The sequence below is a fragment of the Sphingomonas donggukensis genome, assembly GCF_023674425.1.
GTDB classification, from domain to species: Bacteria; Pseudomonadota; Alphaproteobacteria; order Sphingomonadales; family Sphingomonadaceae; genus Sphingomonas; species Sphingomonas donggukensis.
The window spans coordinates 1,885,733-1,899,425 of sequence record NZ_CP098401.1 but is presented as its reverse complement, the minus strand read 5'-3'; the positions used below and the strand labels follow the sequence as shown (position 1 = coordinate 1,899,425).

Below are 13,693 nucleotides of genomic sequence, written 5' to 3'. Positions count from 1 at the left end.
CAACATGGGTGGGGCGATGCTGGCGCGGTGGATCGCCGACGGGGCCGACCCGGCGAATATCGTCGCGATCGATCCCGGCGCGCCCGACGTGCCCGCCGGCGTGACGCTGGTCGCCGCGCCGCCCGAGGGGCGTCCGGACGTTCTGGTGCTGGCGATCAAGCCGCAGTTGCTGGACGCGGTGGCGCCGTCGCTGGCGAGCACGAACCCGGACGTGCTGGTGTCGATCCTGGCCGGAGTCGAGGAAGCGACGCTGGCCGCGAAGATACCGGCGCGCGCGGTGGTGCGGGCTATGCCGAACCTGCCGGTCGCGATCGGGCGTGGGGTGGTGGCGCTGCACACGACGAGCGATGACGCGCGCGTGCGCGATGTGGCGGAGGCGCTGATGGCGCCGCTGGGGCTGGTCGAGTGGATCGCCGACGAGGCGCTGTTCCACGCCGTCGTCGCGCTTTCGGGGTCGGGTCCGGGGTTCGCGTACCGCTTCATCGAGGCGATGGCGGCGGGTGCGGCCGCGCTGGGGCTGCCGGCGGCAATGGCCGAGCGGTTCGCGATCGCGACGGTCGAGGGCGCGGCGGCGCTGGCGGCGGATTCGGACGTGGGACCGGCGGTGCTGGCGGACCGGGTGGCCAGCCCGGGCGGGACGACGCGGGCCGGGCTGGACGTGCTGGATCACGGGGCGGCGATGCGGCGGCTGGTGGCCGACACGCTCACAGCGGCAGCGCGGCGGAGTGCGGAGCTGGCGGAGGCGGCGCGCTGACCTCCGCTCCGTTCCTTTCGAGCGCAGTCGAGAAACTTTGGTCGCGCGGAACTGAGCGGTTTCTCGACTGCGCTCGAAACGAACGGGAAGGGGTTACAGCTTGCCCAGCTTCGCCACCCGCGCGCGTTCCGGGCCGGGGATCAGCCCCTCCAGCACCGCCCAGAACCCGCCGACCGCGCCCTGGCCCGCGCTCGAATACGCCGCCGCCAGCCGTCCGCTCAGCGACGCATACAGGTCGCGCTCCAGCGTCACGCCGTCCGCGGTCAGCGCCAGCAGCTTCTGCCGCCGGTCGCGGTCGCCGGTGCGCGTCTCGACCAACCCGCGCGCCTGAAGGTCGGTCAGCACCCGGCCGAGCGATTGCTTGGTGATCGCCAGCAGGCCCAGCAGCTCGCCGACCGGCAAGCCGGGGCGCCGCGCGATGAAGTACAGCGCGCGGTGGTGGGCGCGCCCCAGGCCCTGTTCGGCGAGCCCCGCATCGATCGCGCGGGTCAGGTGGCTGTAGCCGAAATAGAGCAGTTCAATCCCCCGGCGAATCTCCGGCTCGGTCAGGAACAGCGGCGACGCCGCGATCGGGGAAGGGATCGGGTTTTGGCCAGCCATGTTGACCTTTTATGGCACCGGTCCTACCCCCGCGGCAACCCGGACAGACCCCAAGGATCGCCTGAAATGACCGCGTTTGCGCACGAGCCGAATCCCCAGCCGCTCAGCGTGAACGAGCGCGCCGGCCTGCTCGCCGATCCGGGTTTCGGCCGGGTGTTCACCGACCATATGGCGACGATCCGCTACAGCGCGGACGAGGGCTGGCACGACGCGAAGATCACTGCGCGCGGCCCCGTGACGGTCGATCCGGCGACCGCGGTGCTGCATTATGCGCAGGAGATTTTCGAGGGGCTGAAGGCCTATGCGCTGGATGAGGGCGGCATCGCGCTGTTTCGCCCCGATGCGAACGCCGCGCGCTTCCGGTCGTCGGCGGAGCGGATGGCGATGGCCCTGCTGCCCGAGGAGATGTTCCTCGAATCGTGCAGGCAGCTGGTGCTGACCGATCGCGACTGGATCCCGGCGATCGACGGCGGCGCGCTGTACCTGCGCCCGTTCATGTTCGCGAGCGAGGTGTTCCTGGGCGTGAAGCCCGCGACCGAATATCTCTACTGCGTGCTCGCCTCGTCGGTCGGTGCGTATTGGAAGGGCGGGGCGCGCGCGATTTCGCTGTGGGTCAGCCACGATTATACGCGCGCCGCGCCGGGGGGCACGGGCGCGGCGAAGTGCGGCGGCAATTACGCCACCAGCCTGGTCGCGCAGGCCGAGGCGGTGCGCCGCGGGCATGACCAGGTGCTGTTCCTCGACGCGGTCGAACGCCGCTGGATCGAGGAGCTGGGCGGCATGAACGTGATGTTCGTGATGGCCGACGGCAGCCTGGTGACGCCGCCGCTGACCGGCACGATCCTGCCCGGCATCACCCGCGCGTCGATTTTGCAGATGGCGCGCGACGAGGGGCTGACCGTGCGGGAGGAGCTGTATTCCATCGAGCAGTTCCGCGCCGATGCGCAAAGCGGCGCGCTGGTCGAGGCGTTCGCCTGCGGTACCGCCGCGGTCGTCACCCCGATCGGCAAGGTCGCCGGACCCGACTACGCGTTCGACATCGGCAGCGGCGGCACCGGTCAGACCACCGCGCGCTTCCTGCAGCGCCTCAGCGACCTGCAACGCGGCCGCGCGCCCGATCCACACGGCTGGCTGCACCGCATCGCATAGAGGCTTCCCACGCGCCGCCGCGCCGCTATAAGCGCGCTTCCGCAGCGATGGGGCGTCGCCAAGTGGTAAGGCAGCGGCTTTTGATGCCGCCATTCGCAGGTTCGAATCCTGCCGCCCCAGCCAGCGGAACGGCCGCCCACCCTCGCGTTATCGGGCGACGATCCGGGTGTAGAGGTGCCAAGTCGCATAGCCGAGCCACGGCAGCACCACCGCCAGCCCGATCGCGGCGGGCAGCAGCCCGAGGAGCAGAAGGCCGGCGACGCGCAGGCCCCAGCCGAACGCCTCCCGCGGGTTGCGGCGCACCGCGGCGATCGAGGTGCGCACCGCGAGGCCGGCGTCGACCGGCTTGTCGACCACCATCGGGAACGACACGAGCGAGAAGATCAGCGTGACGACCGCGAATGCCGCGCCCGCCAAATTGCCGATCACGATCATCATCCAGCCCTCCGGCGTCGTGAAAAGCTGCTCGACGAACCCCGATATGCCGCGCGGTGCCTGCGTGCCGAGGGTCACGCCGTAGATCGCATAAGCGACGATCAGCCAGCCGAGGAAGAGCACGGCCAGCCCGCCGGTCAGCGCGAGCAGCGGCGTGCGGCTGCGCCCGTTCAGCGGATCGAGGAAATGCCACCAGCTCGCATCGCGCCCCTCTTCCCGCCGGCGCGCCAGCTCGTAGAAGCCCGACGCCACCGCCGGCCCGGCGATCGACAGTCCCGCGACGAGCGGGAAGAACAGCGGCAGCAGCGGATCTTTGAACGTCACCATCGCCGCGGCGAGGCAGATGAGCGGATAGAGCAGCCCAAGAAACAGCAGGTCGCCGCGCTTTGCGCGGAAGTCCTTCCACCCTTCCGCCAATGCCCAGCGCAGGTCGTTGGGGCCGATGCGGCGGATGTCGGGCAGGCCCGCCGCGGCGGGAGCGTGGGTGGGGGCGAAAGTGTCACGGGTCGGCATGTGCCATCTCCCTGGTCGACGATCGATCGATACCGATCCCCCTGTCACGGGCGCGCGACCGACGTGCTCGGACCGCCCGCACGCGCGAGCCGGGAGGCGACGCCGGCTCGCAGGGGCGCGACCATCATACGCCCGTTCGGCGCAATGGACCACTGTTCGCTGCACGCAGCCCCAGCCAGCGACGCATGCCGCTTGCCCGACGCAACGCATAGCGATCGATCGCCAGCACCGCGAGCAACGAGGCGCCGAATAGCGGCAGCAGCAGGCCGAGCGCCGTGACGAGCGCGGCGAAGCTGTAGGCGGCGGGGCGCGGGAGCGGGTCGGGTGGCGCCCCCAGCCGGCCTTCTGGCCGCCGTCGCCACCACATCGCCACGCCGCTGACCGACAGCAGGACGAGACCGAGCGCCGTCAGGAGATTGAGCAGCTGGTTCAGCCAGCCGAACAGCGCGCCTTCGTGCGCGGCGATGCCGTAGCCGACGAGCCGGTCGATCAAGCGCCGCTGGTTGAAATCGCGCCGTGTGAGGATGCCCCCGGTGGCACCATCGAGCGTCAGGTCGGTGCGGCGCGGGCGGTCGGCGGCGTCGGACTTGGCGGTCCACGGCGCGCCCATCGCGGTCGGTGGCGCGATCAGGACAGGTGCGGCGAGCTCCAGCGGGCGGACGGTCGCGACCAGCCGGTCGAGCGGGGCGTAGGACATCGGCGCATGGGCCATCGTCATGCCGCCGTGTTCGGCATGGGCGCCCAGCATCGCGCGGGTGCCGGCGTCGGCGGCGGCGCGCGCGAGCGTCTCGTCGGCGCGGCTGGTGGTCCAGTCCTGACGCGCCGGGCGATCCTCGACCACGCTGCGCACGACTTTCAGATAGCCACCCCAGCTTTTCGCCCAGGGAAGCCCCGATAGCAGCAGAAACAGCGCCATGAACGACACCCAGAAGCCGGTGACGGCATGGATGTCGCGCCAGAAGCCGCGCTTTCCACGCGACAGGCGGGGGTAGAGCACGCCGGCGATGCCGCGTCCGCGTGGCCACCACAGGAATAGCCCCGACAGGATCATGACGATCGCCCAGGAGGCGGCCAGTTCGACCACATAGGACCCGACGTCGCCCGCGAGCAGTTCGCCGTGCAGGCGGAACACGACCCGCATCAGCCGATCGTCCTCGCGCACCTGTTTGAGTACCGCCAGCGTCTGTGGGTGGATATAGACGCGGGTTTCTACGCCGCCCTGTCCGACGATTATCTGCACGGCTTCCGTCGGCGTGTCGGGCAGCTGGTAGCGGTGGAGCACCGACCCCGGCACCGCGCGCACCGCCGCGGTGACCTGCTCAGCGGCGGTCGCGCGCGGGCCGGCGGTGGCGACGTTTGCGTAGGGGCGATCGATCAGCGCCTCGACCTGCGGCTTGAACAGGTAGGTCGAACCGGTGGTCGCCAGCCACAGCACGAAGGGGATGCAGAACAGGCCGGCGTAGAAATGCCAGCGCCAGATCGCGGCATAAGCGGGCCATTGGCGAGCGGGGGTGGAGGAAGCCACCGTCAGAACCGCGACTTGATGCCGGCATAGATCGTGCGCGGCTGTCCCGCATAGATCGAGCCGGTGGTGTTGGCCAGGACCACCGCGGGGTTCTGCGCGCCGGTCGCGGCGTTCAGGCTGTTGGCGATGACCGATGCCGAGCCGATGTAGGTGCGGTCGAACAGGTTCTGCACGCTGGCATACAGGCTGATCCGCGACCACCAGCCCGCACCCTTTGGTGGGTCATAATGGAGGTTGGCGTTGACGAGCGTGTAGGCCGGGATCTCGAGCAGGTTCGCATTGTCGATGAAATACCGGTCGCGGTAGGTCACCTCGACGAAACCGCCGAGCCCGGTGAGCGCGCCGCGCGGCTGGTCGTAGCCGGCGCGGGCGTTGACGAATGTCGGAAAGACGCCGGGGATCGCCTTGCCGTCGCGATCGACCACGACGGACATGGTGCCCGCGGTCAGCCGCTCGGAGAAGTCGGTGTAATGGTGGTCGTTGTAGCTGTAGCTCGCCTCGATTTTGGTACCCGGCAGCGGGCGCCAGGAGACGCCGACCTCAACCCCGCGGTGGAGCGATTTCGGGACGTTGGACGTGTAGGCGAGCAGGTTCACGCCCGCCGACTGGCTGACCAGTTCGTCGGTGAACCATTCCTGATAGCCGGTGACCTCTCCCGTCAGATGGTCGCCGAACGCGATCTCCGCACCGATGTCCACGCCGGTGTTCTTCTGGCTGCGCAGCGCGGTGTTGTTGCCGAATACGCCGGCGGAGGTGATGAACAGGCTGTTCGCCTGCGGGATGCCGTAGCCGGTACCGACGCGGGCATGCAGCCGTACCGCGTCCAGCGCCTGCCAGAACAGCGCAGCTTCCGGCGCGACGTTCGAAAAGTCGCGCCGCGCCGGAATCAGCGTGATCGTGGGGCTGGCGTTCAGCGGATAGGCATAGGCGGTCTGACGCACGTCGATGGTCGAGCGTTCGATGCCGATACCGCCGATAAGTTCGAGCGTAGGCGTGACGGTCATCTCGACGCGGGCGCGGGCGCCCAGATTGCGGATATCGCCGAACACGGTCTGCGTCGGTGCGCCGAAGCCGTTGCGGACCGCCGGCGTCTTGTTGAAGCTGAAGCTCTGGTTGTCGAGATAGTTGTAGAAGATGCCGGCGAAGAATGTGGTGCCGCCGGTGCGGTGCGTGACGTCGGAGGTCAGATTGTAGCTGTCGAGCGTGCCCTTGAACGGGGTCGCGCTGGTCGGCTGGTTGACGACCCGGCTGTCGAACGTCGCCTGAGTGCGCCACGTCGTGTCCGCGCCGAAATCATGTTCGTAGCGCAGGCCGGCGATGGTGCGACGATCATTGCGCGCCAGATCGCCCTCCGCTGCAGTCTGCGCGATCCGCGTCCCGTTCACGCCGTTCACCAGCACCGAGATGGTACCGCATCCTGACGCCGCGGTCGCCGCGCGCTCGCAGCCCTGCTGGTACGGGTTGGCGAGATACTGGTTGTACGACAGCCGGGTGGAGAGAGCGAATTCGCCCTCGTTGTAGATGACCTTGGCGGCCACGCGGTCGCGGTCGCCGAGCGCATAGGTAGCATAGGCGTTGAGCGTGCCGGTCTGGTAGCCGGTGTGGCCGGTCGCGCCATCGCCGCCGACGAAGCTGCCGAACACGGCGTATTCGTAACCCCGCCCGGCGTGGCCGATCGTGGCGTACACGTTGCCATAGCCGTCGCCGCCCAGATCGCTGCCGACCTCCAGCCCTTGGATATCGCGGCCGCGGCGGGTACGGAAATTGACCGCGCCGCCCAGCGCGTAATTGCCGTAGCGCGCCGACGACGGCCCGCGCACGATATCGACCGCGCCGTAGGCGTGGGGATCGGTCAGGTCGAAGCGGGCGAGACCGTCGGGCTGGGTGACGGGAAAGTCGTCCTCGAACACCTGAATGTTCCGCGCGCCGAAACCGTTGCGCGCGTTCGATCCGCGCACCGACACGATGACGTCGCGCGGGCCGTTGCCCTGGGTGACGGCAACGCCGGGCGACAGCTTGACGATGTCGGCGATGGTGGTGGCTGGGGTGTTGCGGAAGGCGGCTTCGTCGACGGTGGTGACGGTCTGGCCGGTGACCTTGGTCGTGAGCGAGAGCGCGCGACCGGTGATGACGATATCGTCCGCGCGGTCCTGCGCGGAAGCGACGGACGAGAGCGCGATCGCCGGGATGGCGACGGCGAGAGACAGGCGAGACATGGGACAGTCCTGATCCGGGCGCACGGCGTCGAACCGCCGCGCGCAGTAACGAAAGGGCGGAATCAGGCGGTGGTCGGGGGGCCTCTGAGCGGCGGGCGCAGATAGGTTCGCGCGGCGATGAGCGGGGTCGGAGCTAGGCTGCCCACGACATGCAGAATCAGTGCGATCGCGACCGCGAGCAGGATCGGATCGACCGCCGACAGCGCCGGCGCGGAAAGGCCGGCGAAGGTGCACGGCATTTCTGCCTTGTCCTGCTTGTGATGCTGGTCGGGCAGGCCGGGGATGGCGATTTCGATCGTCGCCGGACCAGTCCCGGAGCACATCTGCACGGTCATCACGCCGCCGCTGGCAACCGGCATGAAGCCCGCCGGCACAAGCACCTTCATCGCCAGCGCCGCGCAGACGAGCAGCATCGCGAAGGCGACATGACGTCGGGCAAGGCGGCGGATCGCGGTCACGCCCGCGCCCGTACGCTCGACCGGCGGTGTTGTCACCCCGCACCTTCGGACGATGGCTCGACGCGAGCGGCGTTTATCGCGACAGTGGGCGTAGCGACGGGGGTAGCGATGTTGAAATGGGTGATGTTCGTGGCGGCGGCGATCTTGGCGATGCCTGCGGCGGCGCAGGCACCGGTGGCGCCGCCGTGCCGGACGGTCGGGCCGGCGGACTTCATCCGTATCGACCCCGCGTCGGCGGCGGCGCTCGGCGAGATCGGACTCGACCGGGCGACAATCTTCGAGCGGATGCGCGAGACGTCGATCCCGGAGACGATGGGATGCTGGGCGATGCCGGTCGGCAATTTCGACAGCCAGCTGATCTCGGTCGGGATGGCGCAGTGGAATTACGGGACGGGCAGCCTGCAGCCGATCCTGACCGCGTGGCGCGAAGGCTTCGGATCGCGGCGCAAGTTTCGGACCGCGCTCGACACGCTGGCGCCGACCTATGGCCGGTTGCTGCTGTTAAAGGATTGCCTGGCGGTGCCGGTGCGCCAGCGATGCCGTGACGGCATATTGGCGGCCCACGGCGCAGACGGGCGCATCGCTCCTGCGCTCGCCGCCGAACTGACCGCGATCTTCGAAAGCGATGCGATGGTTCAGGTGCAGGCCGACGCCTATGTCGCGCTGCTGATGGAGGTGCGGACCGAACTGCTGCGGCTGTGGCCCGCAAGCGCGGTGACGATGCGCAAGGTGCGCTGGGCGATCGACACGCGGGTGCAGCAGCGGACGTTGCCGGGCGACGAGGATGCGTATCGATTGCGGGTGAAGCTGGCGGCGGTGCGGCCCGAGGAATGGGCGCCGCGGCTGTACGCGATCCTCGACTGGTACCGCGGGCTCGCGCAGTCGGTCGACCAGGACGGTATCGCGAAGGATTATGCGTGGAACGTCGCGCAGTGGCGGTGCCTGATCGACACCCGGGCGATCGATCCCGAGCAATATGAGCTGTTGCACCTCACCTTCCTGCGTAGCCGCACCGCGACCGGCAACAGCGGGCGGTGGCAGGCGCTGACCTTCTCGCGCCGGGCGAAGATCGTGCTGGGGGTCGGCAGCGTTAGCGGGGTGCGTGACGGCGCCTGCGTTCAGGCCATTCCCAATCAGGGCAGCGTCAGTTCGCCGACGACATTGCCCGCGGGGACGTAGCGGCACACCAGATAGTCGTCGCGCGCGTTGCTCGCCATCGCGCAGCCGACGCGGGTGGTGCGCGACCAGATGATCTGGGCGTAATGGCCGACGTCGCGGTAATCGCCGGTGCGGCTGAAATTCGGCGTGACCTGGTTCACGAAATCGCGCTTCTCGTCGATCCAGTGCTGCGCCATCTCGTCGTAGCGATAGGCGCCGCGGGTGCCGGTCCACAGATTCTCGCCCTGATTGGGCATGCCGCGCGGCTGCGGCGAATGTTCGAATCGCCCGGTCCGGGCCATCTCGCGCGCATAGCCCGCAGCGGCGGTGGCGAGCGCGTCGTCCCACACGAGCGGCGGCTGGCGGACGGAGGCGCGGGCGGCGTTGTGCATGGTCAGCATCGCGCGGCGCAGGTCGGCATCACCGCGCGCGGCCGGCCCGGCGAAGGGGCGCTCCTCGACGGTGCGCTGCGGCGCTTGCGGGGCGCAGGCGGCGAGCGCGAGGAGCAGGGCAAGGCATGACTTTCGCATCGCGAGGGACCATAGCGCGGCCTAGATGAACGCTCCAGAACCTCTCGCGCTCTACGTCCACTGGCCGTTCTGCGTGTCGAAATGCCCCTATTGCGACTTCAACAGCCATGTCCGCGACGACGTCGACCAGGCGCGGTTCCGCGACGCGCTGGTGGCGGATTTGCGACACGAGGCAAGCGTGCTGCCGGGGCGACGGCTGGGGTCGATCTTTTTCGGGGGCGGCACGCCGTCGCTGATGCCCCCTCACACGGTCGCGGCGGTGCTGGCGGCGGCGGAGGACGCGTGGGGTTTCGTTGACGATATCGAGATCACGCTGGAGGCGAACCCGTCATCGGTGGAGGCGGCGCGGTTCGGCGACCTGGCGGCGGCGGGGGTGAGCCGGGTGTCGCTGGGGTTGCAGGCGCTGGACGACGCAGCGCTCGCGTTCCTAGGGCGCGCGCATGACGTGCGCGAGGGCCTCGCCGCCCTCGACACCGCGCAGGCCGCATTCGCGCGAGTGAGCTTCGACCTGATCTATGCGCGGCCCGGCCAGTCTCTGGCGGCGTGGGAGGGGGAACTGGCGCGCGCGATCGGGTTCGGGACCGAGCATCTGTCGCTGTACCAGCTGACGATCGAGCCGGGTACGCGCTTCGCGACACTCGCGGCGAAGGGCGAGCTGGCAATCCCCGAGGGCGACGATGCCGCCGACCTGTTCGAGACGACGCAAGCCATGACCGCGGGAGCGGGGCTTCCGCGCTACGAAGTGTCGAACCATGCGCGCGTCGGGGCGGAAAGCCGCCACAACCTGACCTATTGGCGGTACCGCGATTATGCCGGAATCGGGCCGGGCGCGCATGGCCGGCGTGGGGGCGTGGCTACCGTCAGGCATCGCAAGCCCGAGAACTGGCTGGCCGCGGTCGACCGCAACGGCCACGGGACGCAAAGCGAAGACGTGCTGACCGCGCAGGAGCGCGCGAGCGAGGCGCTGGTGATGGGGCTGCGCATGACCGAGGGGATCGTGGTCGATCCGGCGTTCGTCGATCTGGCGGCGGTCGACCGGCTGGTGGCGCAGGGGCTGCTGATGCGCGACGGGCACCATGTCGCGACGACCGAGGCGGGGATATTGCTGCTCGATTCGATCCTGCCGGCGATCGCGCGGGATTAGAGATTGCCCTGCGGAGGCGGGAACCCAGCGCCACGGACGATATCGCCCGTTGCCCTGGGCTCCCGCCTTCGCGGGAGCACGGTCTGATCTACCGTCCGAAGCCCTGCGGCGCCGGCGATACCGTGGTCGTCGTGCCGCCCTTGATCTCCTGCACCTCCAGCGCGCGTTCGGCGATGCCGTCGCGGGTGAAGCGGAACGCGCCGTCGAGGCCGGCGAAGCCGTCGCTATCGGTCAGGCGGCGCTCGGGGAAATTATCCCCCACCCGCCAGTCGCGGGCGATGCGGACGGTCAGCAGCACCGCGTCGTAGCCGAGGCTCGAGAGGCGGTACGGCGCGGCGCCGAAGCGGGCGCGGTATTTGGTCGCATATTGGCGGTACAGGCTGTCCGAAACGCTGGCGAACCACGCGCCCTGCAACGCGGCGTTGCGACCGATGGCGGCGTCGGCGTTCCACAACTCGGTGCCGAGCACGCGCGCACCAGCCCCGCCGCTGCGGCGCAGCGCGGGTACGGCCAGGCTGGCGGTGCCGGCGCTGTCGGCGATCAGGATCGCCTGGTACGGCGTGCCGCGCATCCGCCCGACCGCGGCGGTGATCGATCCAGCGCTGCGATCATAGGTCTGGACGCTGGTCACGCTGCCGCCCGACCGTTCGACTGCGCGCAGGAAGGCAGTCGACGCACGTTCGCCGTAGAGGCCCGACGGCATCAGGCCGGCGAACTGGCTGATGCCGCTGCGCTTCGCATAGTCGACGACGCGCTCGATCGACTGGGCGGGGGCATAGCCCATCAGGTAGGCGCCGTTGCCCGCGACCCCGGCATCGTTCGAGAAGCTGAGCACGGGCACGCCGGCGCGGCGTGCGATCGGCGCGACGCTGCGGACGTCGTCGGCCAGCAGCGGCCCCAGGATCAGCCGGGCACCATCCGCGATCGCGCGCTGCGCGGCGGCGGGCGCACCGAGCGCGGTGTCGTAGGTGGTAACGCGGATCTGTTCGTTGCGGGTGTCGAGCAATGCGAGCTGGGTGGCGTTGGCCAGGCTGCGTCCGACCGCGCCATTGGCTCCGGTCAGCGGCACCAGCAGCGCGACGCGGTGACGCTCGTTATCCTCCGGAATCCCGGGCTGCATCGGGCGCGGCGTCACCGGGCGCGGTGCCTCGGTCGGCGGGGGCGGGGGCGGGCCGGTGTCGCGCGGGACGATCGTCGAGCAGGCACTCGCCAGCGCCGCCAGGCCGAGCACGATTGTGCGCCACATCAACTTACGCGGTTGCAGCCGCCGTGCCGCCTCGACCATAGCTATCCCCTCATGAACGCAGAACTTGCCCCCGGCCTCTACATCGTCGCGACCCCGATCGGCAATCTCGGTGACCTGACTCCGCGCGCCGCGGAGGTGCTCGCCCGCGCCGACGTGATCGCGGTCGAGGACAGCCGGGTGACCGCGAAGCTGCTCCACCACATCGGCGTGAAGCGCCCGATGACGCCGTATCACGACCATAATGCCGAAGGCGTGCGCCCCGGGCTGGTCGCACGGATGGGTAGCGAGGTGGTGGCGCTGGTCAGCGACGCGGGTACGCCGCTGATCTCCGACCCCGGGTATAAGCTGGTGCGCGACGCGCGGGCGGCGGGGCATCTGGTGGTGACGGTACCGGGACCGTGCGCGGCGGTGGCGGCGTTGACGCTGGCGGGACTGCCGACCGACCGGTTCCTTTTTCTCGGCTTCCTGCCGCCCAAGGCTGGCGCGCGAGCAACCGCTATCGCCGAAGTGGCGGCAGTGCGGGCGACCTTGATCCTGTACGAATCGGGGCCGCGACTGGCGGTGACGCTGACGGCGTTGGCCGAGCGGCTGGGCGACCGCGAGGCTGGCGTCGCGCGCGAGATCACCAAGCGGTTCGAGGAATGCGTGACGGGGACGCTTACCGAACTCGCCGCCCGCTATGCCGATGCTCCGCCCAAGGGCGAGATCGTCGTGATCGTGGCGCCGCCGGGCGAGGTCGTGATCGAGACGAGCGAGGACGACATCGACGCCGCGCTGGTGGAAGCGATGACGCGGCTGCCGGCATCGAAGGCGGCGGGAGAGGTGGCGAAGCGCCTGGGGCTCGACCGCCGCGAGCTCTACGCGCGGGCGACGGCGCTAAAGGGTTAGCGCGCGGCTGTGTAGAACAGGCGTGCCGCGCACAGCCACAGGAACGTGAATCCCAGAGTGATCGGGCCGATGAAGGCCCAGCCGGCGACCAGGGCGATCGCGAACGTCGCCACTTGGCCGATCGCGGCGGCGATCATCGCGCGGTACATGCCGAGCGGGCGGAAGCGGGCGATCACGGCCCCTGCGCCCGCGATCAGTGGCACGGCGAAGAACATCAGGTTCGCCGGGTTATCCTCCGATCCGATGATGCCGACCGCCAGGTTGATCCACACGATCAGGAACGAAACCGCCACCGCGATCATCACGCCGCCGCGATAGGACCAGTCGCTGGTCGCGTGCACCGCCAGCTCGACGAGCAGGCCGACCGTGCCCATCATGATCGCCGCGAACAGGAAGTCGCCGGGCGTCCAGACGACCTCGGTGGTGAATTGCATGGCCACCAGCGGGGTCAGGAGCAGGAGCGCCGCCACGCTCCACGCGGCAATGCGGATGCGGTGGCCGCGTAAGGCGGTGGCTGCGGTCGGCGTCATGGTCGGTCCCCTCGATGCGATGCCGGAGGATACCGGGTGGGGTGGCGCGAGGGGAAGCGAGGCTGTCGAGGAATCGCCGTGCAGTTTCGGTGCAGGCGGGCTTGTCGAGTGCGCGGTGGCGAGGCAGTCCCATGCCATGCCGATCGCTTCCCCGACACCGCCCAAGCGCGACCGCCGCGCCGCCGAGGCCGCGGGGCGGCGGGGGGAGCGGATTGCGGGGTGGTGGCTGCGGCTGAAGGGCTGGCAGATCCTCGACCGCCGCGTCCGCACGCCGGCGGGCGAGGTCGACATCGTCGCGCGGCGCGGTAATCTGGTCGCGTTCGTCGAGGTGAAGGCGCGCCAGTCGGTCGCCGAGCGCGATATCGCGATCGACCATCGCCGGCTGTCGCGCGTCGCGGCGGCGGCGGAGTATCTGATGCCGCGCTATGCCGGCCCCGGCGACGACATTCGCGTCGATGTGATCCTGCTCGCCCCCGGACAGGTGCCCCAGCATATCGAGAATGCGTGGATCGGGTGACAAAGGACGTATGCGTGCCTACCTGCCGGG

14 protein-coding genes and 1 tRNA gene are annotated in these 13,693 nt (G+C 69.7%); 7 read left to right on the top strand and 8 right to left on the bottom strand.

What is annotated here, in order from left to right; all coding sequences use genetic code 11:
• Nucleotides 1-4: 4 nt before the first annotated feature.
• On the top strand, nucleotides 5-754 hold the full coding sequence (locus M9980_RS09335) for a pyrroline-5-carboxylate reductase family protein (protein WP_250754861.1): 750 nt from the start codon (nucleotides 5-7) through the stop codon (nucleotides 752-754).
• A 93-nt stretch (nucleotides 755-847) separates the two neighbouring features.
• Here the strand turns inward: M9980_RS09335 and M9980_RS09330 are convergent, their stop codons facing one another.
• Complete coding sequence (locus M9980_RS09330; protein ID WP_250749741.1) at nucleotides 848-1,354, bottom strand: MarR family winged helix-turn-helix transcriptional regulator; 507 nt, start codon at nucleotides 1,352-1,354, stop codon at nucleotides 848-850.
• Between the two features lie 66 nt (nucleotides 1,355-1,420).
• Between M9980_RS09330 and M9980_RS09325 the strand changes: the two genes are divergently transcribed.
• Complete coding sequence (locus tag M9980_RS09325; protein WP_250749740.1) at nucleotides 1,421-2,503, top strand: branched-chain amino acid aminotransferase; 1,083 nt, start codon at nucleotides 1,421-1,423, stop codon at nucleotides 2,501-2,503.
• 48 nt (nucleotides 2,504-2,551) lie between these two features.
• Nucleotides 2,552-2,626: transfer RNA gene (locus M9980_RS09320), tRNA-Gln, on the top strand.
• 24 nt (nucleotides 2,627-2,650) lie between these two features.
• On the opposite strand, the gene M9980_RS09315 is transcribed toward M9980_RS09320, so the two are convergent.
• From M9980_RS09315 to M9980_RS09300, 4 genes are all read right to left on the bottom strand, one after another.
• Nucleotides 2,651-3,451, bottom strand: a complete 801-nt coding sequence (locus M9980_RS09315) for a DUF2189 domain-containing protein (protein WP_250749739.1) — start codon at nucleotides 3,449-3,451, stop codon at nucleotides 2,651-2,653.
• Nucleotides 3,452-3,575: 124 nt separating this feature from the next.
• Nucleotides 3,576-4,976 (bottom strand): PepSY-associated TM helix domain-containing protein, encoded by a 1,401-nt coding sequence (locus M9980_RS09310; RefSeq protein ID WP_250749738.1) that lies wholly within the window; start codon nucleotides 4,974-4,976, stop codon nucleotides 3,576-3,578.
• A 2-nt stretch (nucleotides 4,977-4,978) separates the two neighbouring features.
• A complete protein-coding gene (locus M9980_RS09305; protein WP_250749737.1) occupies nucleotides 4,979-7,192 on the bottom strand; it encodes a TonB-dependent receptor family protein in 2,214 nt (737 codons plus the stop codon).
• A gap of 62 nt (nucleotides 7,193-7,254) precedes the next feature.
• Nucleotides 7,255-7,686 (bottom strand): hypothetical protein, encoded by a 432-nt coding sequence (locus M9980_RS09300; RefSeq protein WP_250749736.1) that lies wholly within the window; start codon nucleotides 7,684-7,686, stop codon nucleotides 7,255-7,257.
• Between the two features lie 72 nt (nucleotides 7,687-7,758).
• Here M9980_RS09300 and M9980_RS09295 point away from each other — a divergent pair, with 72 nt between their 5' ends.
• Complete coding sequence (locus M9980_RS09295; RefSeq protein WP_250749735.1) at nucleotides 7,759-8,829, top strand: hypothetical protein; 1,071 nt, start codon at nucleotides 7,759-7,761, stop codon at nucleotides 8,827-8,829.
• On the opposite strand, the gene M9980_RS09290 is transcribed toward M9980_RS09295, so the two are convergent.
• A complete protein-coding gene (locus M9980_RS09290; protein ID WP_250749734.1) occupies nucleotides 8,784-9,338 on the bottom strand; it encodes a CAP domain-containing protein in 555 nt (184 codons plus the stop codon). The two genes, M9980_RS09295 and M9980_RS09290, sit on opposite strands and share 46 nt — an antisense overlap.
• A gap of 25 nt (nucleotides 9,339-9,363) precedes the next feature.
• On the opposite strand from M9980_RS09290, the gene hemW reads away from it, so the two are divergent.
• The gene (hemW, locus tag M9980_RS09285; protein ID WP_250749732.1) at nucleotides 9,364-10,482 is read left to right on the top strand and encodes a radical SAM family heme chaperone HemW; all 1,119 of its coding nucleotides are present in this window, start codon (nucleotides 9,364-9,366) and stop codon (nucleotides 10,480-10,482) included.
• Nucleotides 10,483-10,570: 88 nt separating this feature from the next.
• Here hemW and M9980_RS09280 read toward each other — a convergent pair whose 3' ends face one another.
• On the bottom strand, nucleotides 10,571-11,767 hold the full coding sequence (locus M9980_RS09280) for a penicillin-binding protein activator (protein WP_422921352.1): 1,197 nt from the start codon (nucleotides 11,765-11,767) through the stop codon (nucleotides 10,571-10,573).
• Nucleotides 11,768-11,779: 12 nt separating this feature from the next.
• Here M9980_RS09280 and rsmI point away from each other — a divergent pair, with 12 nt between their 5' ends.
• Nucleotides 11,780-12,616: a 16S rRNA (cytidine(1402)-2'-O)-methyltransferase gene (gene rsmI, locus M9980_RS09275; protein WP_250749728.1), complete on the top strand. Its 837-nt coding sequence runs from the start codon at nucleotides 11,780-11,782 to the stop codon at nucleotides 12,614-12,616.
• On the opposite strand, the gene M9980_RS09270 is transcribed toward rsmI, so the two are convergent.
• A complete protein-coding gene (locus M9980_RS09270) occupies nucleotides 12,613-13,146 on the bottom strand; it encodes a hypothetical protein (RefSeq protein WP_250749727.1) in 534 nt (177 codons plus the stop codon). The two genes, rsmI and M9980_RS09270, sit on opposite strands and share 4 nt — an antisense overlap.
• Nucleotides 13,147-13,282: 136 nt before the next feature.
• Here M9980_RS09270 and M9980_RS09265 point away from each other — a divergent pair, with 136 nt between their 5' ends.
• Nucleotides 13,283-13,663 (top strand): YraN family protein, encoded by a 381-nt coding sequence (locus tag M9980_RS09265; protein ID WP_250749725.1) that lies wholly within the window; start codon nucleotides 13,283-13,285, stop codon nucleotides 13,661-13,663.
• Nucleotides 13,664-13,693 lie beyond the last annotated feature (30 nt).

Bases quoted from the DNA above. Each gene is read 5' to 3' on its own strand.
- M9980_RS09295 (WP_250749735.1), top strand. From the start codon at position 7,759: ATGTTGAAATGGGTGATGTTCGTGGCGGCGGCGATCTTGGCGATGCCT.
- hemW (WP_250749732.1), top strand. From the start codon at position 9,364: ATGAACGCTCCAGAACCTCTCGCGCTCTACGTCCACTGGCCGTTCTGC.
- M9980_RS09290 (WP_250749734.1), bottom strand. From the start codon at position 9,338: ATGCGAAAGTCATGCCTTGCCCTGCTCCTCGCGCTCGCCGCCTGCGCC.
- M9980_RS09325 (WP_250749740.1), top strand. From the start codon at position 1,421: ATGACCGCGTTTGCGCACGAGCCGAATCCCCAGCCGCTCAGCGTGAAC.
- rsmI (WP_250749728.1), top strand. From the start codon at position 11,780: ATGAACGCAGAACTTGCCCCCGGCCTCTACATCGTCGCGACCCCGATC.
- M9980_RS09280 (WP_422921352.1), bottom strand. From the start codon at position 11,767: ATGGTCGAGGCGGCACGGCGGCTGCAACCGCGTAAGTTGATGTGGCGC.
- M9980_RS09265 (WP_250749725.1), top strand. From the start codon at position 13,283: ATGCCGATCGCTTCCCCGACACCGCCCAAGCGCGACCGCCGCGCCGCC.
- M9980_RS09330 (WP_250749741.1), bottom strand. From the start codon at position 1,354: ATGGCTGGCCAAAACCCGATCCCTTCCCCGATCGCGGCGTCGCCGCTG.
- M9980_RS09315 (WP_250749739.1), bottom strand. From the start codon at position 3,451: ATGCCGACCCGTGACACTTTCGCCCCCACCCACGCTCCCGCCGCGGCG.
- M9980_RS09305 (WP_250749737.1), bottom strand. From the start codon at position 7,192: ATGTCTCGCCTGTCTCTCGCCGTCGCCATCCCGGCGATCGCGCTCTCG.
- M9980_RS09270 (WP_250749727.1), bottom strand. From the start codon at position 13,146: ATGACGCCGACCGCAGCCACCGCCTTACGCGGCCACCGCATCCGCATT.
- M9980_RS09335 (WP_250754861.1), top strand. From the start codon at position 5: ATGGGTGGGGCGATGCTGGCGCGGTGGATCGCCGACGGGGCCGACCCG.